This window comes from Streptomyces sp. NPDC093598, assembly GCF_044764825.1.
Taxonomy (GTDB): Bacteria; Actinomycetota; Actinomycetes; order Streptomycetales; family Streptomycetaceae; genus Streptomyces.
Map to the genome: position 1 here is coordinate 820,975 of NZ_JBIWIV010000002.1, position 24,177 is coordinate 845,151.

The window sequence follows — 24,177 nt, forward strand, 5'->3', positions numbered from 1 at the left end:
AGGACCGGCGGCCTGACCCGAACAGGGGACGGGTCAGGCCGCCCCGAACGCCGAGAACGCCCAGCCCGTGGCCTGGTGCAGCGCGTCGCCCGGCAGGGCGGCCCGGGCATCGCGCAGCGCCTCCGCCAAGGACAGGCCGGCGTCGAGGCCCTTGTGCAGCGCGAGCATCAAAGGCACCACCGCGGCGTCGTTGACGGGGGCGCTGCACGCCACCACCCCGGCCGTGCCGAGCGGCAGCAACGCCGTGACCAGGCCGAGAAGTTCGTCGGCTCCGACGGACGCGAGCCGGGCGGTGTCGCAGCAGGACAGGATGATCCGGTAAGGGCTGCGGTCCAGCCGCTCGAAGTCGTGCACGACGATCGGCCCGTCGGCCATCCGCAGGGACGAGAACAGCGGGCTGTCCGCGCGGAACGTGCCGTGCGCGGCGATGTGCGCCAGCGCCGTCCCGTCCAGCTCCTCCAGCACACGCGGCACCCGTGCCTCGCCGTCCTCCAGGACCGTGGCGCAGCCGTACCGGGCGGCGAGCTCGGGCACCTCGGCGCCACCGGTCGCCAGGCCCGGGCCGCGCACCAGGACATGGCAGCCGTCCGGTGGCGGCGCGGTCTCCCGGGCCCGCAGCCAGCTGCCCGCCGACGGCGACACGCTGAGCACCCGCTCCCGCAGCGAGGGCAGCAGCGCCCACGGCACCCGGTGCAGCCGCCCCGGCGGCACGATCACCACCGGCCCGCCCCCCAGGTGCGCCGCGGCCGGTCCGAGGAGGAGTTCCTCCAGCCGCCGCCCCGCCGCCTCCACCACGGGAAGCCGGGCCTCCGCCCCGGGGTGGGCCAGCCGCCGCAGCCCGGCCTGCACATGCTCGGCTTCGGTCTCCGCCTCGGCCAGCAGCCCGGCCTCGAACCGGCGCACCCGCCCCCGCCCGCACAACAGCACGTGCACCCGCCCGTCGAGCACGGCGAGTTCCACCAGCAGGACCTCGTCACCCAGGTGCTCCAGCAGCCGGCCGACGTCGAACCGGTCCCCGCCCCCGGGCGCCTCACCCCGCATGTGCAGGGTGCGGGAGCGGATCTCCCGCTCCAGGCGCCGCTGTTCGCGCTCCAGCGCCGGGACCGGCCGGCCCTCCATCCGGGCGGCCTCCGCACGGGAGGCGATCTCGCGGAAGGCGGTCATGCCGCTGAGCAGTTCCGGGTCGGCGGGCGGCCGGGTCGGCGGGGTGGACAGCACGGTGGCCCGCCAGCGCTCGCTCCACACCAGCAGCCGCCGGGGGCCGCCGGAGACCAGGCTGGCCCGCTGCGCCAACGCCGCCAGCTCCGCTCCCTGTTCGGTGGCGCGGGCCCTCAGCTCCGAGGCGCCCAGCGTCATCCGGTGGTCGTCCAGCACGTCCAGGCCGCGCCGGCAGGCCTCCAGCACCCCGCGGGCCGACCCGGCGGCCTGCGCCCGCAGCGCCTGCGCCGCCCAGCCCGTCATCCGCGCCAGCGGGGGACCGCTGCGCCGGCTGCGCGCGGCCACGGCCAGGTGCCGCTCCGCGTCCGCCGTCCAGCCCAGGCCCAGCGCGATCCGGCCCGCCAGCAGCGACGCCTCCGGCGCGGCCGGGGCGCCGAAGGACGCCAGCTTCCCGGCCACCGAGGCGGCATCGGCGACCAGCCGCCCCGAGCCGCGCCCGGCCGCGTGCCGCGCCTCGATCAGCACCAGCCGGGCGTGCGTCTCCCACCAGGTGCGCCGCTGCCCGGCGAACAGCCGGACCGCGAGCGCCGCGCGGGCGATCGCCGTGTGCGGATCGCCCGCCAGCCGGGCGGCCCGCGCGGCGGCCAGCAGCAGCTCCGCCTTGCGGGTGGACTGCCCGCCGATCCCGTCCAGCTTCCCGATGGCCGCGTCCGCCTCGGCCAGCGCCTCCGGTGCGAGACCGGCCGCCATCAGCACCTCGCAGCGCCGGATGTTCAGCATGAACGTCGGCGTGCCGAGCCGGGCGTACCGCTCCTCCGCCTCGTCCAGCAGCCGCAGCGCCGCCGGCACGTCCCCGGACCGGAACGCGGCCAGGCCCCGGCTCTCCACCGCGTCGGCCTTGTCGTGCTCCTGGCCGGTGGTCTCCCACAGCGCCTCGGCCGCGGTGAAGTCCGCCTCGGCCCGATCCACCGCCCCCAGCGCCAGATGCACGGTGGCGCGCAGGGTCAGCGCCCGCGCCGTCCAGATCACGTCCTCAGCCTGCCGCAGCACGGGCACCGCACGGCGCACGTCCTCCAGCGCCTCGCGGTGGTGACCGAGCACCCACCACACGTACGCCCGCCGGTACAGCACCCGCGCCCTGGTGTGCCCCGCGCCCCGCGCCACACCCCGCTCGAACGCCGCCAGGCCCTCCCGGGTACGGCCCGCGTGCACCAGCGCCACGCCCAGCGTGGCCAGCACGTCCGCCTCCCGGTCGGCCGAGTCCGCGCGCGCCGCGCACTCCCGGGCCCGCCGCAGATGGCGCAGCGCGAGCCGCAGATCGCCGAAGTCCCGCTGCCAGATGCCGATCACCTGGTGGGCGACGGAGGCGTCCAGCGGGGACGGATCGGCGTCGAGCAGCGCCCGGGCCCTCGCGAGAGCCTCGCCCGGGTCGGCGAACACCATCGGCAGCAGTTCCGTAACCGAGTCGCTTCCCGCTGTCACTCCTCGGATGGTAGTGGCCCCGGAGCGCACCACACAGGTGTCGAGCTGTATCAAGAGACGGCGAGACGGCTCTTGTTGACGACCGCTCAGCGGAACCGGCCGACGCCGTCGCACCAACGGGAGGACCCGCCATGGCACCTCAGCGATTCCACGAGCAGTTCGACCAGATCCAGCGCTCGATGCCGGACGTCCCCCTGGCGATGGGCCCGGACGACTCGGCGGAGTTCATGTACGAGAAGGGCGTGGTCCTCGTCCGCGACGGCGAGGAGGCCCGGGTCGTCGAGGACACGGTACGGGCGCACTTCACGGCCGCACCCGACCTCGACCAGGAGCAGGTCCGCCGCGCGGGACCGCAGAGCAACCGCAGCGGCATCACCCGGATCCGCGTCGGCGACCCCGGCGAGGGCCGCCGGGACACCGACCGCGCCGTCGCCCACGCCCTGCGCTCGGTACGGGAGCACGAGTCCCGGGCCGGACGCCGGATGGTCGCCCGCAACCACGTGGTGCACATCGCGGTCAACGCCTGCCCCGGCGACGAGCCCGTCCCCGCCCCGCTCAGCGAGCCGCCCAACCCGGCTGCCGCCGACACTCCCCACGACCCGGACACCGCCGTCGGCGTCCTCGTCGTCGACACCGGCCTCATGCACGACTACCGCTCCTGCGGCCTGCTGGCCCACACCGACGGCGACGCCCAGGTCCAGGAGTGCGACGACCAGGGGATCCTCCAGCAGTACGTCGGACACGGCACGTTCATCGCCGGGCTCGTCGCCGCCGTCGCGCCCAACACCGACATCACCGTGCGCGGCACCCTCAACGACGCCGGCGCCATCCTCGAGTCCGAGTTCGGCGAGAAGCTCTTCGAGGCCGTCGACGCCGGCGGCTGGCCCGACGTCCTCAGCCTCTCCGCCGGCACCTCCAACGGCCGCACCGACGGCCTGCTCGGCGTCGAGAACTTCATGCGGGAACTGCGCGAGCAGCGCACCCTGCTGGTCGCCGCCGCCGGCAACAACGCCGGTGCCGCGCCGTTCTGGCCCGCCGCCTACGCCGATCTGCCCGGCTGGGAGGACTCCGTGCTGTCGGTCGGCGCCCTGCGCAGCGACGGCGAACACGGCGCCTGCTTCACCAACCACGGCCCCTGGGTGAAGGTCTACGCCCCCGGCGAGCGCCTCACCAGCGCCCTCACCGGCTTCGACTCGCCCGTCCCGTACGTGTACCAGCACTCCACGTACGACGCCTGCCGCTACGGCTCTTCGTACGGCTGCACCTGTCAGCACCCCAGCCACAGCGGCGTGCTGAGCGACGAGGGCAACGCCGCCAAGCCGGACCAGGTGATGTTCGAGGGGTACGCGCAGTGGAGCGGCACCTCCTTCGCCACCCCCGTGACGGCGGGCCTGGTCGCCGCCCACATGACGGCGCACAAGGAGACCGACCCGCGCGCGGCCCGGCGGCAACTCCTCGCCGCCGACGCGGAGTTCGCGGAAGTGCGCGGCGCGCACGTCCCGGCGCTGCGTCCGCCCACCTGGCGCCCGGTCCCGGTCGTGCGCCTCGGCCCCGGGCGGTGAGGGCCGAAGCCGCCCCCGCCACCGCGTACGATGACGTGCCGTACTCGAGGGGTGGGGCTGCCGTGGACCGTACTGATGCCGGCGCGCTCGTCCAGGCAGCCGCCGACGGTGACGCGGCGGCCTGGAAGACGCTCGTGGAAGGGCTGAGCCCCCTGGTGTGGTCCGTCGTCCGGGCCCACCGGCTCTCCGACGCCGACGCCCACGAGGTCTACCAGACGGCCTGGTTCCGCTTCGCCCAGCACCTCGGGCGGATCCGCGAGCCCGGCAAGGCGGGCGCGTGGCTGGCGAGCACCGCCCGCCACGAGTGCCTCAAGGTCATCAGGAACTCCCAGCGGCTGACCCTCACGGACGATCCGCAGCTGCTGGACCGGGTCAGTGAGGACGGCACGCCGGAACAGTCGCTGCTCGACTCCGAGGAGGCCGCCGCGCAGAGCGAACGTGTCCGGCGGCTGTGGCAGGAGTTCGAGGAACTGGGCGAGCGGTGCAGGCAGTTGCTGCGGGTGCTGATGGCCACGCCGCCGCCCAGCTACCAGGACGTGTCCGCCGCGCTGGGGATCGCGGTGGGCAGCATCGGGCCGCTGCGCCAGCGCTGTCTGCGGCGTCTGCGGGCCCGGCTCGAGGCACGGGGAGCGATGTGAGCGACATGAACAGCGGCATGGACGACGACCTGTCCGGCGAAGAGGACTTCGACGACGAGGAGTTCGACGCGGGTTTGCTGGAGGAGGAGCTGCGCCAGGCCGCCGCCGTCCTCGACCCGGTGCCGGCGGAGCTCCAGCAGATCGCCGTCGACGCCTACGCGCTGCACGACCTCGACGCGCGCGTGGCCGAGCTGACCTTCGACTCGCTGGTCGACGCGCTCCCGGTCCGGGGCGTCACCGACGTGCCCCGGATGCTGACCTTCCGGGCGGGTGAGGTGACCGTCGACGTCGAGGTGACCGCGCAGGGGCTGATGGGGCAGGTGCTGCCGCCGCAGCCGGCCCTGATCGAGGTCCTCGGCGGGCCACGGCCCGGTTCCCCGCTCACCGCCGACGACCTGGGCCGCTTCACGGGCGACGTGCCGCTGTCCGGCCCGTTCGCCCTGCGGTTGCGGACCGGCGGGGACGTGGTGGTGACGGAGTGGCTGCGGGCCTAGACGCCCGGTCGTGAGCCTGTTCCGCGGGACACGGCCTCGACCAGGCCGGCCAGCGCGGCGGCGAGCCGCTCCACGCCGGGTCCGGCGGGACCGCCCGGCTCGGTCATGTACGTGTCCCGGCGGATCTCCACCATGAGCGCGCTCACCTCGCGCCGTGTTCCGTAGAACTCCAGGGGGACGTAGGTCCCGCTGAACGGGGTGTCGAGCTCCGTCTCCCCGAACGCCTCCCGGGCGGCGTCCAGCAGCGTCGGAGGCGTGTGGAAGGAGTCGGTACCGAGGCAGACCGCCGGGCGGGGGCCCTCCCCGTGCAGCTCGTACGGGAGCCTGAGGCTCGGGTACGAGTGCACGTCGATGATCACGGCCCGCCCGGTGGAGTCCAGGCGGTCCGCCACGGCCTCGGTCATCGCCCGTGCGTAGGGCAGGAAGTACCGTTCGACGAGCGGCCCGGCATCGACGCCCTCGGACCGCAGCGCGTCGCCGTGCGTGGTCCGCGTGTACACCGCGCCCATCCCCACGGCGAGCATCTCCTCCCGCTCGTCCGGAAACCGTTCCGGATCGACGACCAGCCGCGACAGCCGATTGACGAACCGCCACGGTGTGACGCCCGACAGCCCGGCCGCCACCTCGGCGATCCGGTCCGTGTGCGCGTCCGTGATGAGGTCCAGCTCGCGCGCCAGCTCCTCGTCGCCGAGCCCGATCCCCGCCCGCACGGCGTCCGGTATCTCCCGCGCGGCGTGCGGCACATGGAGGATCACCGGGGAGTCCGTGGTCCCCGGCAGCAGTTCGAAGGGCGGCGGGGCGTCGGTCACGGGGCGGCTCCCAGGCGTTGTCAGTGGTGTCCGGCAGGATCAAGGTGCCACATCGCCCGACCATCGAGGCCGAGGACGCCATGCCGATCAGCAACCCGCGTTCGAGGCGGCGGGCAGTGTGATCGAGACGGTGGCCCGCGAGGAGACAGCCGAGGACTTCGGCTTTGTCGCGCGTGCGTACGGCTTCCCGGACGCGGACGTGGAGGAGCTGATCGCCACGCGGGAGTGGTGAGGGCCGGGAGCGCACATGGCTCCGCCCCGGCCGGGCGCTGTGCCGGCCGGGGCGGAGCCGGGGCGTCAGCTCAGGGACGCCAGGGCCTCGTTCCACGTGGTGGACGGGCGCATGGCCGCCGCGGCCTTCGCCGGGTCGGGCTGGTAGTAGCCGCCGATCTCCACCGGCTTGCCCTGGGCGCCGATCAGCTCCTCGACGATCTTCTGCTCGTTCGCGGCGAGCGTCTCGGCGAGCGGGGCGAAGGCCTTCGCCAGGTCCGCGTCGTCGGTCTGCCCGGCCAGCTCCTGCGCCCAGTACAGGGACAGGTAGAAGTGGCTGCCGCGGTTGTCGATGCCGCCGACGCGACGGGTCGGGGACTTGTCCTCGTTGAGGAAGGTCGCCGTGGCGCGGTCCAGGGTGTCGGCCAGGACCTGGGCACGGGCGTTGCCCGTCACCTTCGCGAACTGCTCGAAGGACGGAACCAGGGCGAAGAACTCACCCAGGGAGTCCCAGCGCAGGTAGTTCTCCTTGACCAGCTGCTGCACGTGCTTCGGCGCCGAGCCGCCCGCACCCGTCTCGAACAGGCCGCCGCCCGCCATCAGCGGGACGACCGACAGCATCTTGGCGCTGGTGCCCAGCTCCAGGATCGGGAACAGGTCGGTCAGGTAGTCACGCAGGACGTTGCCGGTGACCGAGATCGTGTTCTCGCCGCGGCGGATGCGCTCCACCGACAGCTTCGTCGCCTCGACCGGGTTGAGGATCCGGATGTCCAGGCCCTCGGTGTCGTGCTCCGCGAGGTACGTGTTGACCTTGGCGATGAGGTTGGCGTCGTGCGCGCGGGTCTCGTCCAGCCAGAACACCGCCGGGTCGCCGGTGGCGCGGGCGCGGGTGACGGCCAGCTTCACCCAGTCCTTGATCGGCGCGTCCTTGGTCTGGCAGGCGCGGAAGATGTCGCCGGCCGAGACGCTCTGCTCGATGAGGGCGGTGCCGTTCTGGTCGACCAGGCGGACCGTGCCCGTGGTGGCGATCTCGAAGGTCTTGTCGTGGCTGCCGTACTCCTCGGCCTTCTGCGCCATCAGACCGACGTTCGGCACCGAACCCATGGTGGAGGGGTCGTAGGCGCCGTTGGCCCGGCAGTCGTCGATCACGGCCTGGTAGACGCCCGCGTAGGAGGAGTCCGGCAGCACCGCGAGGGTGTCGTGCTCCTGGCCGTCCCGGCCCCACATGTGGCCGGAGGTGCGGATCATGGCCGGCATGGAGGCGTCGACGATGACGTCCGAGGGGACGTGCAGGTTGGTGATGCCCTTGTCGGAGTCGACCATCGCCAGCTCCGGGCCCTCGGCGAGCTCGGCGTCGAAGGAGGCCTTGATCTCGGCGCCCTCCGGCAGGGACTCCAGGCCCTTGTAGATGCCGCCCAGACCGTCGTTCGGGGTGAGGCCGGCCGCGGCGAGCTTGTCGCCGTACTGCGCGAACGTCTTCGGGAAGAAGGCGCGCACCACGTGGCCGAAGACGATCGGGTCGGAGACCTTCATCATCGTCGCCTTCAGGTGCACCGAGAACAGCACGCCCTCGGACTTGGCCTTGGCGACCTGCGCGGTCAGGAACTCGCGCAGCGCGGCGACGCGCATCACGGAGGCGTCGACGACCTCGCCGGCGAGCACCGGTACGGACTCGCGCAGCACCGTGGTGGTGCCGTCGTCGCCGACCAGCTCGATGCGCAGCGCGCCGTCCTCGGCGATCACGACGGACTTCTCGGTGGAGCGGAAGTCGTTCTGCCCCATGGTCGCCACGTTCGTCTTGGACTCGGCGGTCCAGGCGCCCATGCGGTGCGGGTGGGACTTGGCGTAGTTCTTGACCGAGGCGGGGGCGCGCCGGTCGGAGTTGCCCTCACGCAGGACAGGGTTCACGGCGGAGCCCTTGACCTTGTCGTAGCGGGCGCGGATCTCGCGCTCCTCGTCGGTCTTCGGGTCGTCCGGGTAGTCCGGCAGCGCGTAGCCCTGGCCCTGCAGCTCGGCCACGGCGGCCTTGAGCTGCGGGATGGACGCCGAGATGTTCGGCAGCTTGATGATGTTGGCGGCGGGCGTCTTGGCCAGCTCACCGAGCTCCGCGAGGGCGTCCGGGATGCGCTGGTCCTCGGTCAGGTACTCCGGGAACAGGGCGATGATGCGTCCGGCCAGCGAGATGTCGCGGGTCTCCACGGGGACACCCGCCTGTGACGCGTACGCCCGGACCACCGGCAGGAAGGAATACGTCGCCAGGGCGGGGGCCTCGTCAGTGTGCGTATAGATGATGGTCGAGTCAGTCACCGGGTGCTCCGCTCCACGTCTGCAACATTGCTCGACATCAAGATATCTCGTGATCGACCTCGTCTCGACAGGGGTCGGCGCCCAGTTTCGTGCAACCGATCGGCCCGTTCCCGTGTCCTGGAGAGAGATCACTCACTCCAAGCCACGGCCGGACTTGACCACCCGGCCGTCCGAGCGAAAGCGGACCATGAGATATCGCACCAGAGTGACGGCCCCCGCGGTCGCCCTCATCGGCACGGCGGCGGCTCTGACCACGGGGATCCCGGCCCAGGCGGCCGGCAGGACCGGCGCCGCCCCGGGCCCCGAGACCCTCGGCGACCCCGTCTTCCCCGCCCTCGGCAACGACGGATACCGCGTCTCGGCCTACCACCTCGACTTCGCGTACGACGCCACGACCAGGCTCGTCGAGGCCACCGCGACCCTGACCATCCGCACCACCCAGGCCCTGAGCCGCTTCTCCCTGGACGCGCGCGGCCTGGACATACGCTCCGTCCGGATCGACGGCCGCACCGCCACCTTCGAGCAGGTGGCCGAGAAGCTGCGGATCACCCCCGCACGGAAGCTCGCGGCGAAGGCCCGGGTCACCGTGTGCGTGGCCTACGGCGCCGACCCGCGCCGTACCCCGCCGCCCGCCGGCGGCTGGGTGGCCACCCCGGACGGATTCGCGGTGTGCTGTCAGCCGGACCTGGCGCACACCGTCTTCCCCTGCAACGACCACCCCTCCGACAAGGCCGACTTCACCTTCCGCCTCACCGTTCCCGCCGGACTGCGGGGCGTCGCGAGCGGCAGCCTCGAGCGCACCGAACAGCTTCCCGGCGATCGGACCGCGTACACGTACCGCTCCCGCTCGCCGATCGCCACCGAGGTGGTGCAGATCACCGTCGGCGACTACGTGATCAAGGACCGGCAGGGCCCGCACGGCCTGCCGCTGCGGGACGTCGTCCCCGTCGCCCGGGCCGCCGCCCTGGAACCGGCCCTGGCGCTCACCCCGGCCCTGGTGTCGTGGGTCGAGCAGCGGCTCGGCGCCTACCCCTTCGAGACGTACGGCCTGCTGCCCTGCAACAACGACGCCCCGGACGCCTTCGACTTCACGGGCCTGGAGACCCAGACCCTCACGATCTACAAGCCGAACTACCTCCTCCAGGAGGAGAGCAAGATCGGCTCGCACATGATGCACGAGCTGGTCCACTCCTACTTCGGCAACAGCGTCAGCCCCGCCACCTGGGCCGACCTGTGGCTGAACGAGGGGCACGCCGACTTCTACGGGCTGCTGTACCGCTACGAGCGCGGCTGGCCCGACTCCAAGGGCATGACCACCATGGAAGCCCGGATGAAGGACACCTACGCCATGGGCGACCAGTGGCGCCGCACCTCGGGGCCGGTCGCCGCGCCCAACGCGGCGAATCTGTTCGACAGCCAGCGCTACCTGGGTGGCGTCCTCGTCCTCTACGCGCTGCGGCAGCAGATCGGCGAGGCGGCCTTCAGCGCCGTCGAGCGTGCCTTCCTGGAGCGCTACCGCGACTCCTCGGCCTCCACCGAGGACTACATCGCGGTCGCCTCGGAAATCTCCGGCCAGGACCTCTCCGGATTCCTGCGGGAGTGGCTGTACGGCACGAAGACGCCGCGGATGCCGGGCCACCCCGACTGGACCGTGACGCCGGTCGCGCCGTCCCTCTCGGCGCCGCGCAACCGGAGGGACAGCGGGCACCACGACAACTCCGCGACGCTGTGACGCCGTGAGCCGCTAGTCGAGCCGGACGGAGGCCACTTCGCCCGGCTCGATCGCGCCGGTGCGCTGCTGGGGGATGACGACCGCGCCCTGCTGCAGCGCCACCGTCCGGGCCGGGGCGGGTATGCGGATGCCCTCCGCGCGGTAGCGCTTGTGCAGGCGCTTGATGAACTCGTGCTTGATCCGGTACTGGTCGCTGAACTCGCCGACGCCCAGGATGACGGTGAAGCCGATGCGGGAGTCGCCGAAGGTGTGGAACCGGATGATCGGCTCGTGGTCGGGCACGGCGCCCTCGACCTCGGTCATCGTCTCGGCGATGACCTCGTTGGTCACCCGCTCCACGTGGTCCAGGTCGCTGTCGTAGGCCACCCCGACCTGGACCAGGATGGTCAGCTGCTCCTCTGGGCGCATGAAGTTGGTCATGTTCGCCTGCGCGAGCTGGCCGTTGGGGAGCACGATGAGGTTGTTGGACAGGTTGCGGATCGTCGTCTGCCGCCAGTTGATGTCCTCGACGTAGCCCTCCTCGCCGCTGCTGAGCCGGATGTAGTCACCGGGCTGGACGGTCTTGGAGGCGAGGATGTGGATGCCCGCGAAGAGGTTGGCGAGGGTGTCCTGCAACGCCAGCGCGACCGCCAGACCGCCCACACCCAGGGCGGTGAGCATCGGCGCTATCGAGATGCCCAGGGTCTGGAGCACCACCAGGAAGCCGATCGCCAGGACCAGGATCCGGGTGATGTTGACGAAGATCGTGGCCGATCCGGCGACCCCGGAGCGGGACTGCGTGACCGTACGGACCAGCCCGGTCACCACCCGGGCCGCCGACACCGTCGCGACGAAGATGAGCAGCACGGTGAGCACCTGGTTGGTGGTGTGCTGCACCGCCCGGGTCAGCGGCAGCACCGCCGCCGCGCCCGCCACGCCGCCCACGACCGCGGCCCAGGGCACCACGGCCCGCAGCGCGTGCACGATGACGTCGTCCCCGCTCCAGCGGGTGCGGTCGGCGTGCCTTCCCAGCCAGCGCAGCAGGATGCGCAGCGCGAACGCCGCCAGCAGGCCCGAGCCGAGGGCGATGCCGGCGAACAGCAGGTCGTCCACGGTGAGTGCCCGGTTCACCGGTCACCTCCGGGGCGGGGAACCACGGCCAACGCCGTCGTCAACGGCCGGATGTGCATTCTCGTCACGTCGTCACCTGCTCGTTCTCCGGGATGCTCGAAGGTGCCCGACCACCCTGACCTGCGGTCGGCACGATCGTTCATCCTGCCGCATCCCGCACGGGGTTCCGAACCGCGGACGGGGGTCGGGGGAGGGTGAGTTAGTGCACATGACGCACGGTCACGCGCGCCCCTGCCGCGTGACCGAGCCGGCGCGCCACCGGGTCAGATCACCTTCAGCCGTACCAGCGCCCCCAGCGTCAGCGCGCCCGGCACCAGCGGCAGCCAGACGGTGATGACCCGGAAGGCCAGGACCACGGCGGTGGCCACATCGGCCGGGCCTCCCGCCGCCACCAGCGCCATGACCAGCGCCGCCTCCACCGAGCCGATCCCACCCGGCGTGGGCACCAGCGCGACGGCGACCGTCGCCGCCAGGTAGGCCACCGCCATGTGCGCGGCCGGGATGTCCAGTCCCAGCGCCCGCCCCACCAGCACCAGGACGGACGCCTGGAGCGCCGGGAAGGTGAAGGAGCCACCCCACAGCGCCAGGGCCCGCGCCGGGCGGGTGTGCACCGAGCGCGCCTCGCCGAGTGCCGTCCGCAGGAACGACACCAGGGCCGAGCGCAGCCGCTGTACGAGGGCGAGCACGGCCGCCCCGATCATGAGCACCACTGCGACGCCGGCCAGCAGCGGGCCGAACGCCGTCTCCGGCACCAGCGTGCCGAGCCGCAGCGCGTCGGGGAACGCGATGAGCAGGGCACCCAGCAGCACCACCCGGCCGACGCTCTCGGCCAGCAGGTACAGGCCGAGGGCGGCCGAGGAGCGGGCGAGCGGCAGCCCGCACACCGTCATGAACCGCAGGTTGACCGCGCTCGCGCCCAGCCCGGTCGGCAGCAGGTGGTTGGCCGCGCCCGCCGCGAACTGCGTGGCCAGCAGCCGCCGTCGGGGCAGCCGCTCGACGACCGCGCCCTGCCGGGTGCAGGCAGCGGCGACCCAGGTCAGACAGGTCGTCCCGGCCGCGGCCAGCAGCCAGGGCCACTCGGCGGTGCCCAGATGCGCGAAACCCGCGGCCAGCACCGACCGGTGCTGCACCGCGACCACGGTGACGAGCAGGAGCGGGAGCAGACACAGGATCTGCCGCAGTCGGCGGACCGGGACGCGACGGGGGAGTCGTCCCGGTCGGAGTTCGGGGAGTTGTACCGCTGTCACGTCTCCTGAGGCTGTCCAGGCCGTGCCAACTGCGGGTTGCGGGAGCGGGGACTGGGGATTGCGCGCGGGAAGCGGCTGTGTGGGGAGCGTCATCGGGGCCTTTGCGCGAAGGGACGGGGAAGAGGGGGATCGGGCTGATTGTGCGGGATGTCGGGGCGATGCGCGAGCTTCTTGACCTCAAGATTGCTTGAGGTTCTACCGTCGTTCCCATGAGTATGGAGACCACAGCGTGGACACAGCTGCACAGCGTCATGAACGCCGAACGCGAGCGCCGCCCCTTCGCCCTGGCGACCCTGCGCCGCATCGGCGCGTTCGCCCGCCCCCACCGGCGCCGCATCGCCCTCTTCGTCCTGCTGGGCGTGGGCACCGCCCTGCTCGCCGTGGCGACCCCCGTCCTGGCCGGATGGGTCGTGGACACGATCGTGTCGGGCGGCGACGAGGGCAGGGTCGTACGGCTCGCGCTGCTCATCGCGCTGATCGCGGTGGCGGAGGCGGCGCTGGGCATCCTCGGCCGGAGGCTGTCGGCGACGCTGGGCGAACACCTCATCCTCGATCTGCGGACCGCCGTCTTCGACCATGTGCAGCGCATGCCGGTCGCGTTCTTCACACGCACTCGTACGGGCGCCCTCGTCTCCCGGCTCAACAACGACGTGATCGGCGCCCAGCGCGCGTTCAGCAACACCCTGTCCGGAGTGGTCAGCAACCTGGTCACCCTGCTGCTCACCCTCGTGGTGATGCTCACGCTGTCCTGGCAGATCACGCTGCTCGCGCTGGTGCTGCTGCCGGTGTTCGTGATCCCGGCCCGGCGCATGGGCAGCCGGATGGCCCGGATGCAGCGGGAGGCGGCGACGCTGAACGCGGCGATGGGCACCCGCATGACCGAGCGGTTCTCCGCTCCCGGTGCCACGCTGGTCAAGCTCTTCGGGCGGCCGGAGGAGGAGTCGGAGGAGTTCGCCGAGCGGGCCCGCCGGGTCGCGGAGATCGGGATCCGGACGGCGACCGCCCAGGCGGCCTTCATCACGGCCCTGACCCTGGTCTCGGCCCTCGCCCTGGCCCTGGTCTACGGCCTCGGCGGCTGGTTCGCCCTGCGCGGTGCCCTGGAACCGGGCGCTGTCGTGTCGCTCGCGCTGCTCCTGACCCGGCTCTACGCGCCGCTGACGGTGCTCGCGGGGGCGCGCGTCGAGGTGATGAGCGCGCTGGTCAGCTTCGAGCGGGTCTTCGAGGTGCTCGACCTCAGGCCCCTCATCGAGGAGAAGCCGGACGCGCGCCCGGTGCCCGACGGGCCCGTGGCGGTCGAGTTCGACCGGGTCCGTTTCGGCTACCCCGCCGCCGACAAGGTCTCCCTGGCCTCCCTCGAGGAGGTCGCGTCCCTGGACAAGCGAGGCGGCGACGAGGTCCTGCACGGCCTGTCCTTCCGCGCCGAACCCGGCCAGACGGTGGCGCTCGTCGGCTCCTCCGGCGCGGGCAAGTCGACCATCGCGCAGCTGATGCCGCGCCTGTACGACACCGACGAGGGGGCCGTACGCATCGGCGGCGTCGATGTCCGCGACCTCACGGCGCAGTCGCTGCGGGAGACCCTGGGCATGGTCACCCAGGACGGCCACCTCTTCCACGACACCGTCCGCGCCAACCTCCGGCTCGCCCGCCCCGGGGCCACGGAGGACGAGCTGTGGGACGCGCTGCGCCGGGCCCGCCTCGACGACCTCGTACGGTCCCTGCCCGACGGCCTCGACACCGTCGTCGGCGAACGCGGCTACCGCCTCTCCGGCGGCGAACGCCAGCGCATGACCATCGCCCGGCTGCTGCTCGCCCGCCAGCGCGTCGTCATCCTCGACGAGGCCACCGCCCACCTCGACAACACCTCCGAGGCCGCCGTCCAGGAAGCTCTCACCGAAGCTCTCGAAGGCCGCACGGCCGTCGTGATCGCCCACCGCCTCTCCACCGTCCGCGCGGCGGACCAGATCCTGGTGGTGGAGGCCGGCCGGATCGTGGAACGGGGCACGCACGAGGAACTGCTGGCGGCGGGGCAGCGGTACGCGGAGCTGTACCGCACCCAGTTCGGCGGGACGCGGGTGGCCGCGGTGGAGGAGGCCGCCTAGAACGGTGAACACCTGCCGGGACCTGTCCGTACTCCTGCCGAGTACTCCTGCCGACAGCCGTACCCGGAGAGGTGAAGTGTTCCAGCAGCGACCGCACGTACGATCCACCCGCTTGACCCCGTGCCGTGCCCGGCGTCGCGCCGCCGCCACGGCCGGGGTCCTGGCCGTGCTTGCGCTTCTCACAGCCTGCGGCGGCGGTGACGACGGCGGGACAGCGGCGACGCCGAGCGTGTCCGCGGCTCCCGCCGCCGGGGTGGTCGCGCCGGCGAAGGTGGAGGTCATCGCCGGTCTGACCGGCTGCAAGGCGAAGATCCGCACCGAGGCGGACGAGCTGCGCGAGGGCGTGTGCCACACCCGGAAGGGCGACTACCTCATCACCACCTTCCCGGAGGAGAGGCTCAAGGAGACCTGGCTGGAATCGGCCCGCGTGTACGGGGGCACGTACCTGGTCGGCATGCGCTGGGTGGTCAGCGCCAAGCCCGGGATGCTGGAGCCGCTCCGGGTGAAACTCGGCGGCACCGTCCGGAAGCTGACGGGCGTCGGCCCGCGCGCGAACGCCTCCTGACGTCACCGCGGTCCGGACCTTCCCCCGGCATCTCCCTTTCGATTTCCGCTGGTGGACGTCATGATGGTGCGACTCGGCAGATGAGCCGCCCCCTCGCGGCGGCCTCGGAGATTGAGTTCGTCGTGGTCGCCACCTTTCGTCGCCACTCGCTCGCGGGCGAGATGCTGGTGCTCCAGCTCGCCATCGTCGTGGTGGTGCTGCTGGCTGTCGCCGCGGTCTCCCTCGCCCAGTCGCAGGCCACCTTCGCCCGCGTCGAGGGGCGCCGGGTGAGCGCGCTCGCCGAGCAGCTGGCCGCCAACCCGCTGGTGCGCAGCCAACTGGTGCGTCCCGCGCCGGGGGAGGCGCTCGCCCCGCTGGTGCTCGCCACGCAGGCGCAGTCGGGGGTGACGTCGGTGACGGTGGCCGACGGGGCCGGGCGGATCGTCAGCTCCACGAACCCGACGGTGATCGGCGAGCGGATGCGGCTCGGGCCGGGCACCGACCGGGGGCGGGGCTGGTCCGGGCAGTTCACCCTGGACGGCAACCGCGAGCTGGCCGCCCAGGTCCCCGTCCTCGGAGCCACCGAGGAGAACCTGGGCCGGATCCTCGGCACGGTGATGATCGGCGAGGCCGATCCGACGGTGTGGCAGCGGCTCAACGGTGCCTCCTCCTACCTGCTCGCCTACCTGGGCATCGCCAGCGGACTCGGCGTGGCCGGCTCCTGGCTGCTGGCCCGGCGGGTGAAACGGCAGACCCTCGGGCTGGAGCCGGGCGAGATCGCCGGGCTCGCCGAGCACCGGGAGGCGATGCTGTACGGGATCGCCGAGGGCGTGATCGCCCTGGACCCGCAGCACCGGCTCACCCTCGTCAACGACATGGGCCGCCGCCTGCTCGACCTGCCCGAGGACTGCGTCGGCCAGAGCCTGGAGGGGCTCGGCATCGACGGGCGGCTGCGCGACGTGCTGTCCGGCACCGCCGCCGGCGAGCGCGACGAGGTCGTCGTGCGCCGAGGCCGGGTCCTGGTGATGAACCGGATGACCGTCACCAAGGACGGCCGGCCTCTCGGCTCGGTCACCACCCTGCGCGACCGCACCGAACTGGCCCGGCTGGAGCGGGAGATCGGCTCCTTCCGCAGCTCCTCGGAGCTGCTGCGCGCTCAGGCGCACGAGTTCGCCAACCAGCTGCACACCATCTCCGGGCTGATCCAGATCGGCGAGCAGGACGAAGTCGTCAGCTACATCCGCGCGTTGAGCCGGCACCGCCAGTCCCTGGACGTCACCCTCAGCCGCCGCGTCCGGGACACCGCGGTGGCCGCGCTGCTGATGGCCAAGGCGTCCCTCGCGGCCGAACGGAAGGTCAGCCTGCGGATCTCGGACGACACCGCGCTGGAGCGGCTGGCCCCGGAGGACGCGGCCGACGTGGCGACCGTGGTGGGCAACCTGGTGGACAACGCCGTCGACGCCGCGTGCGCACAGGACGACGCCTGGGTGGAGGTCGCGCTGCGGCAGGACGCCTCCAGCGTGGAGATCGCGGTCCGCGACTCCGGGCCGGGCGTGGCTCCCGAACTGGCCCGTGAGGTCTTCTCCCACGGTTTCACCACCAAGGCCGCGCGCGAGGGTGAGCGCGGCATCGGACTGGCCCTGACCAAGCTGGTCTGCGAACGGCACGGGGGAGAGATCTCGGTGGCCAACACCCCCGAAGGGGCCGTGTTCACCGCACGCATGACCGTCAGCCACCTCACCGGCACGGTGGCGGAAGGAGCGGCCCCATGACCGCGGCGAGCGACAAGGCGGGCACGATCGACGTCCTCGTGGTCGACGACGACTTCATGGTGGCCAGGGTCCACCGGGCGTTCGTCGAACGCGTCGAGCCGTTCCGCGTCGTCGGTACGGCCCACACCGGCGGAGGTGCCATCGAGGCGGTCGACGAACTGCGCCCCGACCTCATCCTGCTCGACCTGTACCTCCCCGACCTCTTCGGACTGGACGTCATCCCCCGGCTGCGCACCGCCGGGCACGACTGCGACGTCATGGTCATCAGTGCGGCGACGGAGGCCGAGACCGTGCGCGGCGCGGTCCGTCGCGGCGTGGTCGACTACCTCCTCAAGCCCTTCGAGTTCGACGATCTGCGGCTGCGCCTGGAGCGCTACGCCGCACAGCGGGGCCGGCTGCTCACGACGGTGGTCCGGGGTCAGGCGGACGTGGACCGCGTCCTGGCCGGCGCGTTCGTGCCCGCGCCGGCGGCCACCCTGCCCAAGGGCATGAGCGTGGAGACCGCCGACCTCGTCGAGCGGGCCCTGCGCGAGGCGGAGGGCACCCTGTCCGCCACCGAGTGCGCGGCCCTGACCGGCGTGTCCCGGGTCAGCGCACGCCGCTACCTGGAGTACTTCCACGGCACGGGCAGCGCGGAGGTGTCCCTGCGCTACGGCGCCGCGGGGCGGCCCGAACGCCGTTACGGCTGGCGGGCATGAGCCGCCACCCGGAACCCGGCCGAGGAACCCGTGCCCTCGTGGTGAGTCTGCACGCGCCGCAGCAGGGAGGTGAGTTGCTCCCGTTCGGCCTCGCTCAGCGGCGTCAGGAGGTCGTCGTCCGCCGACGCGATGTCGGCGCTGAGATGGTCGAGGGCCCTCCTGCCCTCCGGGGTGATGCGGACGTCGACGCGGCGGCGGTCGGTGAGGCTGCGGACGCACTCGACCTGCCCCGCGTCGGCCAGGTCCTTCACGATCTTCGCGAGGTCACTGGCGTTCATGTCCAGCCGCGCGGCCAGCACGCCCTTGGGCTGCGGACCGAGGTCGGCTACGAGGGTCAGCACGGTCAGGTGCCACAACCGCAGCCCCCTGGCGCTGAGCTTCTCCGACAGGGTGCGGCGGGCGGCCTTTCCCGTCGCGTACATCAGGGACGCGCTGAGGTTCAGCACGCTGGGCGGCGTCATGCGTGAACGTTGGCCCGGCTGTTCCCTCACTGTGAACGCCGGTTGCGAGCCGACCACTCGGGGCCGCCGGCGCCGCGTCAGGGGCGGTTGGTGAGGTAGCCGCCCATGGAGGTGAAGTACTCGGCCGCGGGCAACTCCCGGCCGTCCTCGGTCCGTACGCGGGTGATGGCCAGGCCGTGGTTACGTCCGGTGCGGGCGTCGGCACCGGCGACGATCACCACGCCCTCGCCCTCGCGGTAGAAGATGCGGCCCGGCGTGCCGCCGTAGCGGCCCTCGGACACGAACGAGGCCAGGACGTCGAGCCGCTTGCCCTTGTGGAAGGTGTAGGCGCTGGGGTACGGCTCGGACTGGGCGCGCACCAGGCGCTCCAGGTCCTCGGCCGGCCAGCTCCAGTCGATGCGGCTGTCCTCGTCGGCCCGCTTGTGGAAGAAGGACGCCTGGGAGCGGTCCTGCTCGGTGAACTCCGTCTGCCCGGAGGCGATCAGGCCGAGCGCGCCGATGGTGACGGGGGCGATGAGGTCGACGGTCTTGTGGAAGAGGTCGGTCGCGGTGTCCGCCGGGCCGACCGGCACCGCCTCCTGCCGGACGATGTCGCCGGCGTCGAGCTCGTCGTTCATCATGTGCGCCGTGACGCCCACTTCGGGCTCACCATTGATGAGCGCCCAGATCAGCGGGGAGAAGCCGGCGTACTTGGGCAGCAGGGAGTCGTGCACGTTCAGGGTGCCGTGCCGGGGCAGGCCGAAGATGCGCGGGGGGATCCACGTGCGCCAGTTGTTGGCCACGATGATGTCCGGGTCGGCCTCCTTGAGGCGCTCGAACAGCTCCTCGTCGTCGGGGCGGTTGCGGATCAGCACCGGGACGCCGTGTTCCTCGGCGAGGTCGGCGACGGAGTCGCTCCAGATCTTCTCGTAGGCGTGCTCGCTCTTGGGGTGGGTGACGACCATCACCACGTCGTGCTCGGACTCCAGGAGGGCTTGCAGGGTGCGGTGCCCCCAGGTCTGGTAACCGAACATGACGACCCGCATGGGGTTCCTCCTCAGAGCAAGGTGTTGACCGACGTCAGTAAAGCAAGGCTTACCTTAGTTGGCAACGGGCGCGCGCCATGCGCCAGTTGACGGGAGCAGCTCCAAGGTGTGTCCGTTTTGCCCTGTCGACACCTCCACGGGTTTAGCTTAGGCTCACCTAAGTTCCTTGGGGTGCCGCTCCGTTGGCATGCCCGTCTTTCGTTCCCTCCACACCTGACACGCGGCTGCCCCGCACGATGGGAGTGACATGTCGCAGGCTCTTCCCGGTGACACACCACCGGTCCACGACCTGATCGGTATCGGCTTCGGGCCGTCGAATGTGGCCATGGCGATCGCGCTCCGCGAGCACAACACCCGCGTCGGCAGGCAGGAGGCGGTCACCGCTCACTTCTTCGAGCAGCAGCCCCGCTTCGGCTGGCACCGCGGCATGCTCATCGACGACGCCACCATGCAGGTCTCCTTCCTCAAGGACCTCGTGACGCTGCGAAACCCTGCCAGCGAGTACAGCTTCCTGTGCTACCTGCAGAGCAAGGGCCGGCTGATCGACTTCATCAACCACAAGAACCTGTTCCCGCTGCGCGTGGAGTTCCACGACTACTTCGAGTGGGCCGCGGCCCAGGTCGACGACATGGTCTCCTACGGCCACGAGGTCGTCGGCGTCGCGCCCGTGACCCGGGACGGCGTCGTGGAGTACCTGGAGGTGACCGTCCGCTCCGGCGGCGGCCTCGAGGTCCACCGGGCCCGCAACCTCGTCATCGGCACCGGCCTGCGCCCCCTCATGCCCGAGGGTGTGGAGCGCGGCGAACGCGTCTGGCACACCTCCGAACTGCTCGCAAAAGTCGACGAGTTGGAGGGCACCTCGCCCTCCCGGTTCGTCGTCGTGGGAGCCGGCCAGAGCGCCGCCGAGAACGTCGCCTACCTGCACCGCCGCTTCCCCGGGGCCGAGGTCTGCGCGGTCTTCTCCCGCTACGGCTACAGCCCCGCCGACGACAGCAGCTTCGCCAACCGGATCTTCGACCCCCAGGCGGTCGACGAGTACTTCGCGGCGCCCGAGGACGTCAAGCGCCGGCTGATGGGCTACCACGGCAACACCAACTACTCCGTGGTGGACATCGACCTGATCGACGACCTCTACCGGCAGTCGTACCAGGAGAAGGTCCTCGGCACCGAGCGCCTGCGGTTCCTCAACGTCTCCCGCCTCACCGGCGTCAAGGAGGCCCCGTCCGGCGTCCGGGCGACCGTGACCTCCCTCGTCACCGGCGAGGAGACCGACCTCGACGCGGACGTCGTGGTCTTCGCCACCGGCTACAGTCCCGCCGACCCCACCAGCCTGCTCGGTGAGGTCGCCGACCGCTGCCTGCGCGACGACGAGGGCCGCGTCCGTGTCGAGCGCGACTGGCGCATCACGACCGACCCGGCCCTGCGCTGCGGCATCTACCTGCAAGGCGGCACGGAGCACACGCACGGCATCACCTCGTCCCTGCTCTCCAACACCGCCATCAGGGTGGGCGAGATCCTGGACTCGCTCCTGGGCCGCGGGGCCGAGCCCGCCGCGGACCGGACGCGGACGCTCGCCGACGGCACGGGCAGCACGGCCCGCTAGACGCTCCGGCGGGGGGCGGAGGTCGTCGACCGGCGGCGCCGTCGTGGCCGGCCGCGCAATTTCCCGCGCCCTTCGGGCATCCGAGGCACCGTCCGGTCAAGTCGCCGACCGCGCAAGGGATAACGTACGACGACATGGGCACGACTGCTGCAGTGGAGCGCCCCGCACCCCGGGTCTCGACACGGACCCGCCGGCGACGGGTCATGGGTTTGGGCACCCTCCTGGCGGTCCTCGTGGCCGCCGCGGTCCTGTCGCTGGCCGTCGGCGCACGCGCCCTGAGCCCCGCCGAGGTGTGGCACGGGCTGTTCGGCGCCCCGGATTCCGGCCAGCGGCTCACCGAGATCAGGCTCATCGTCGAGACCGTGCGGGTGCCCCGCACGGTCCTCGGGATCGTCGCGGGCATCGCCCTCGGCGTCGGCGGGGCGCTGATCCAGGGGTTCACGCGCAACCCGATCGCCGACACGGGCCTGCTGGGCGTGAACTCCGGCGCCTCCTTCGCGGTCGTGGTGGCGATCTCCGTGTTCGGCCTCGGCAACCCCTTCCAGTACGTCTGGTTCGCCTTCGCCGGGGCGGCCGTCGCCGGTCTCGTGGTGTTCGGTCTTGCGAGCATCGGGCGAGGGGCGGGCAATCCGCTGACCCTCGCCCTGGCGGGCCAGGGCGTCACGGTGTTCCTCGCGGCGATGACCACCGCCGTCGCACTGTCGGACCAGGCGGCGCTGAACGCCCTGCGGTTCTGGAACGCGGGATCCCTCGCCGGTACCGGATTCGACGTCATCTGGCCGGTGACCGCGTTCATCGGCGCCGGGCTGGTGCTGGCCCTGACCACACTGCCGTCCCTCAATCTGCTCAACCTGGGTGACGACGTGGCCCGCGGACTGGGCGTGAACATCGCGCTGAGCCGGACCGTCGGCATCACCGCCATCACCCTGCTGGCCGGCGCGGCGACGGCCGCGTGCGGGCCCATCGCCTTCCTCGGGCTCATGGTGGCCCACGTGGCCCGCTACCTGACCGGGCCGGACTACCGCTGGCTGGTGCCGTTCGCGGGTCTGCTCGGAGCCGTGGTCCTGCTGCTCTGCGACATCGTCGGCCGACTGGTGGTGCGCCCGGGCGAGTTGGACGCCGGCGTTCTCGTGGCGCTCCTCGGCGCCCCCTTCTTCGCGGTTCTCGTGTGGCGCGGAAAGTTCAGGAAAGCATGAACGTGACCGATGTGAAGCCGTCGCTGCCGCCGGGTGTGCGGCTCGGCCGGGTGTCGTTCGTCTGGCGGCCCTGGATCGTGGGCGTCACGCTGCTGCTCGCGGCGGCGACCTTCCTGGTGTTCTGCGTGTCCATCGGCGTCGGGGACTTCCCGATCGGCCTCCCGCAGGTGATCGCCACGATCTTCGGGCGGGGCGAACAGGTCGACCAGTTCGTCATCATGGACCTGCGGATGCCGCGTGCCCTGGCCGGGATCGTCGTGGGCGTCGCGCTCGGGGTGTCCGGGGCGATCACCCAGTCCATCGCCCGGAATCCACTGGCCAGCCCGGACGTTCTGGGCATCACGTCGGGCGCCGGCACGGTCGCGGTGTTCCTGGTGACGGTGTCGGGCGGGACCGCCGCGGCGATCGTCGACTCCGTCGGGCTCTCGGCCGCGGCGCTCGCGGGCGGCCTCGGCACGGGTCTGCTGGTGTACTTCCTGGCCTGGCGGCGCGGCATCGACGGCTTCCGGCTCATCCTCATCGGCATCTCGGTGAGCGCCGTGATGCAGGCCCTCACGACCTGGCTGCTGGTCACGGCCGACATCAGGGACGTGGCCCAGGCCCAGACGTGGCTGGTCGGTTCCCTGGACAACCGGTCGTGGGGCGAGGTCCGGGTGGCGCTCTGGGGCGCGCTCGCCCTCCTGGTCGTCGTGACGGGTGTGGCCTTCCAGTTCAAGCCGATGCACTTCGGTGACGAGGTCGCCGCGGGCCTGGGCGTCCGGTACGGGAGGGTGCGGGCGGTCCTGCTGCTGTGCGCGGTGCTGCTGGCCGGTGTGGCGGTGAGCGCGGCGGGCCCGGTCCCGTTCGTCGCGCTGGTGGCGCCGCAGGTGGCGATGCGCCTGGCGCGCTGCCCCACACCGCCGATGACGGCTTCGGGACTGGTGGGCGCGCTGCTGCTGATCGGCTCGGACCTCATCGCGCGTACGGCGCTGCCGGTCTCGCTCCCGGTCGGCGTGGTCACCGCCGCGATCGGCGGCCCCTTCCTCGTGTACCTGCTGGTGCGCGCGAACCTCCGGTAGATGTACAAGAGTCAGGTGAACCTAAGCAAGGGGGGACCCGTGGTCGCACAGTCCGTCACCGAGGCCGCGGTCGGCGGCGCCTCGCGGCTGGCAGCCCGAGGCGTCACGGTCGGCTACGGCGCCCGGGCCGTCATCGACGACCTCGACGTGGCGATACCGCCCGGCGTGATCACCACGATCATCGGTCCCAACGGCTGCGGGAAGTCGACCCTGTTGCGGACGCTGTCGCGGCTGCTCAAGCCGGCCAGGGGGACGGTCGTCCTGGACGGCGAGGACATCGGCAGGCTCAGGACCCGGGACGTGGCGAAGAAACTCGGCCTCCTCCCGCAGGCGCCGGTCGCACCGGAGGGGCTGACCGTGGCCGACCTGGTCGCCAGGGGCCGTCACCCGCACCAGAGTTGGCTGCGCCAGTGGTCGTCCGACGACGCCGACGTGGTGGAACGCGCACTCGCCATGACCGGGGTGTCCGACCTCGCCGACCGCCCGGTCGACGCGCTGTCCGGCGGGCAGCGGCAACGCGTCTGGATTTCCATGACGCTGGCTCAGGGCACCGATCTGCTGCTGCTGGACGAGCCGACGACCTATCTGGACCTGGCACACGCCCTCGACGTCCTCGACCTCGTCGACGACCTGCACGAGTCCGGCTGCACCGTCGTCATGGTCCTGCACGACCTCAACCTCGCCACGCGCTACAGCGACAACCTCGTGGTGATGAAGGAGGGTTCGATCCTGGCGCAGGGGCATCCGCGGGACGTCGTCACCGCCGAGCTGCTGCACCAGGCCTTCGGTCTGCGCGCCCATGTGATCGACGACCCGGTCGGGGACCGGCCGCTGATCGTGCCGATCGGGCGGACGCATGTGCGGCCGGGACACATCCCGATGAACGAACGCAAGTAAGGCTAGGCTAACCTCATAGCTCGCGATAAGGTTTGCCTGCCCTTAGGCGAGGGTGCAGCGAACTAGCGCGAAAGC

Annotated in this window: 19 protein-coding genes and 1 pseudogene; 13 read left to right on the forward strand and 7 right to left on the reverse strand. The window is 72.1% G+C overall.

The window, feature by feature from the left end; translation table 11 throughout:
* Positions 1–33 precede the first annotated feature (33 nt).
* The gene (locus ACIRDU_RS09755; RefSeq protein ID WP_403576536.1) at positions 34–2,640 is read right to left on the reverse strand and encodes a CHAT domain-containing protein; all 2,607 of its coding nucleotides are present in this window, start codon (positions 2,638–2,640) and stop codon (positions 34–36) included.
* A 131-nt stretch (positions 2,641–2,771) separates the two neighbouring features.
* On the opposite strand from ACIRDU_RS09755, the gene ACIRDU_RS09760 reads away from it, so the two are divergent.
* The 3 genes from ACIRDU_RS09760 to ACIRDU_RS09770 all read left to right on the forward strand — a co-directional run bounded on the left by ACIRDU_RS09760 (position 2,772) and on the right by ACIRDU_RS09770 (position 5,334).
* A complete protein-coding gene (locus ACIRDU_RS09760) occupies positions 2,772–4,202 on the forward strand; it encodes a S8/S53 family peptidase (protein WP_403576538.1) in 1,431 nt (476 codons plus the stop codon).
* 62 nt (positions 4,203–4,264) lie between these two features.
* Complete coding sequence (locus ACIRDU_RS09765) at positions 4,265–4,840, forward strand: RNA polymerase sigma factor (RefSeq protein ID WP_403576540.1); 576 nt, start codon at positions 4,265–4,267, stop codon at positions 4,838–4,840.
* Between the two features lie 5 nt (positions 4,841–4,845).
* Entirely contained in the window at positions 4,846–5,334 is a 489-nt protein-coding gene (locus ACIRDU_RS09770; RefSeq protein ID WP_403577357.1) for a hypothetical protein, read from the forward strand.
* On the opposite strand, the gene ACIRDU_RS09775 is transcribed toward ACIRDU_RS09770, so the two are convergent.
* Positions 5,331–6,143, reverse strand: coding sequence for an N-formylglutamate amidohydrolase (locus tag ACIRDU_RS09775; protein ID WP_403576542.1), 813 nt, complete (start codon positions 6,141–6,143; stop codon positions 5,331–5,333). The two genes, ACIRDU_RS09770 and ACIRDU_RS09775, sit on opposite strands and share 4 nt — an antisense overlap.
* A 100-nt stretch (positions 6,144–6,243) precedes the next feature.
* Between ACIRDU_RS09775 and ACIRDU_RS09780 the strand changes: the two are divergent.
* A pseudogene (locus ACIRDU_RS09780) lies at positions 6,244–6,375 on the forward strand (DUF5713 family protein); the annotation flags it as partial.
* 65 nt (positions 6,376–6,440) lie between these two features.
* On the opposite strand, the gene ACIRDU_RS09785 reads toward ACIRDU_RS09780, so the two are convergent.
* Complete coding sequence (locus ACIRDU_RS09785; protein WP_403576544.1) at positions 6,441–8,660, reverse strand: NADP-dependent isocitrate dehydrogenase; 2,220 nt, start codon at positions 8,658–8,660, stop codon at positions 6,441–6,443.
* A gap of 187 nt (positions 8,661–8,847) precedes the next feature.
* Between ACIRDU_RS09785 and ACIRDU_RS09790 the strand changes: the two genes are divergently transcribed.
* The gene (locus ACIRDU_RS09790; protein ID WP_403576546.1) at positions 8,848–10,392 is read left to right on the forward strand and encodes a M1 family metallopeptidase; all 1,545 of its coding nucleotides are present in this window, start codon (positions 8,848–8,850) and stop codon (positions 10,390–10,392) included.
* A gap of 12 nt (positions 10,393–10,404) precedes the next feature.
* On the opposite strand, the gene ACIRDU_RS09795 is transcribed toward ACIRDU_RS09790, so the two are convergent.
* Together ACIRDU_RS09795 and ACIRDU_RS09800 are read right to left on the reverse strand one after the other, a co-directional pair.
* Positions 10,405–11,502 (reverse strand): mechanosensitive ion channel family protein, encoded by a 1,098-nt coding sequence (locus ACIRDU_RS09795; RefSeq protein WP_403576548.1) that lies wholly within the window; start codon positions 11,500–11,502, stop codon positions 10,405–10,407.
* Positions 11,503–11,765: 263 nt separating this feature from the next.
* The gene (locus tag ACIRDU_RS09800; RefSeq protein WP_403576550.1) at positions 11,766–12,749 is read right to left on the reverse strand and encodes a YbhN family protein; all 984 of its coding nucleotides are present in this window, start codon (positions 12,747–12,749) and stop codon (positions 11,766–11,768) included.
* Between the two features lie 215 nt (positions 12,750–12,964).
* On the opposite strand from ACIRDU_RS09800, the gene ACIRDU_RS09805 reads away from it, so the two are divergent.
* From ACIRDU_RS09805 to ACIRDU_RS09820, 4 genes are all read left to right on the forward strand, one after another.
* The gene (locus ACIRDU_RS09805) at positions 12,965–14,848 is read left to right on the forward strand and encodes an ABC transporter ATP-binding protein (protein WP_403577360.1); all 1,884 of its coding nucleotides are present in this window, start codon (positions 12,965–12,967) and stop codon (positions 14,846–14,848) included.
* Between the two features lie 76 nt (positions 14,849–14,924).
* Positions 14,925–15,413: a hypothetical protein gene (locus tag ACIRDU_RS09810; protein WP_403576552.1), complete on the forward strand. Its 489-nt coding sequence runs from the start codon at positions 14,925–14,927 to the stop codon at positions 15,411–15,413.
* A gap of 122 nt (positions 15,414–15,535) precedes the next feature.
* Positions 15,536–17,164: an ATP-binding protein gene (locus tag ACIRDU_RS09815; protein ID WP_403577363.1), complete on the forward strand. Its 1,629-nt coding sequence runs from the start codon at positions 15,536–15,538 to the stop codon at positions 17,162–17,164.
* Positions 17,161–17,862, forward strand: a complete 702-nt coding sequence (locus ACIRDU_RS09820; RefSeq protein ID WP_403576554.1) for a response regulator — start codon at positions 17,161–17,163, stop codon at positions 17,860–17,862. Before ACIRDU_RS09815 ends, ACIRDU_RS09820 begins: the two co-directional genes overlap by 4 nt.
* Here the strand turns inward: ACIRDU_RS09820 and ACIRDU_RS09825 are convergent.
* Together ACIRDU_RS09825 and ACIRDU_RS09830 are read right to left on the reverse strand one after the other, a co-directional pair.
* Complete coding sequence (locus ACIRDU_RS09825) at positions 17,844–18,323, reverse strand: MarR family winged helix-turn-helix transcriptional regulator (protein ID WP_403576556.1); 480 nt, start codon at positions 18,321–18,323, stop codon at positions 17,844–17,846. The two genes, ACIRDU_RS09820 and ACIRDU_RS09825, sit on opposite strands and share 19 nt — an antisense overlap.
* Before the next feature lie 77 nt (positions 18,324–18,400).
* Positions 18,401–19,348 carry a methionyl-tRNA formyltransferase gene (locus ACIRDU_RS09830; protein ID WP_403576558.1) on the reverse strand — a complete coding sequence of 316 codons (948 nt, stop codon included), beginning with the start codon at positions 19,346–19,348 and terminating at the stop codon, positions 18,401–18,403.
* 247 nt (positions 19,349–19,595) lie between these two features.
* On the opposite strand from ACIRDU_RS09830, the gene ACIRDU_RS09835 reads away from it, so the two are divergent.
* From ACIRDU_RS09835 to ACIRDU_RS09850, 4 genes are all read left to right on the forward strand, one after another.
* A complete protein-coding gene (locus tag ACIRDU_RS09835; protein ID WP_403576560.1) occupies positions 19,596–20,951 on the forward strand; it encodes a lysine N(6)-hydroxylase/L-ornithine N(5)-oxygenase family protein in 1,356 nt (451 codons plus the stop codon).
* Positions 20,952–21,085: 134 nt separating this feature from the next.
* On the forward strand, positions 21,086–22,147 hold the full coding sequence (locus ACIRDU_RS09840; RefSeq protein WP_403576562.1) for a FecCD family ABC transporter permease: 1,062 nt from the start codon (positions 21,086–21,088) through the stop codon (positions 22,145–22,147).
* Positions 22,144–23,205: a FecCD family ABC transporter permease gene (locus ACIRDU_RS09845; RefSeq protein WP_403576564.1), complete on the forward strand. Its 1,062-nt coding sequence runs from the start codon at positions 22,144–22,146 to the stop codon at positions 23,203–23,205. The genes ACIRDU_RS09840 and ACIRDU_RS09845 overlap by 4 nt, the downstream gene beginning before the upstream one ends.
* 39 nt (positions 23,206–23,244) lie before the next feature.
* Positions 23,245–24,102 (forward strand): ABC transporter ATP-binding protein, encoded by an 858-nt coding sequence (locus ACIRDU_RS09850; protein ID WP_403576566.1) that lies wholly within the window; start codon positions 23,245–23,247, stop codon positions 24,100–24,102.
* Positions 24,103–24,177 lie beyond the last annotated feature (75 nt).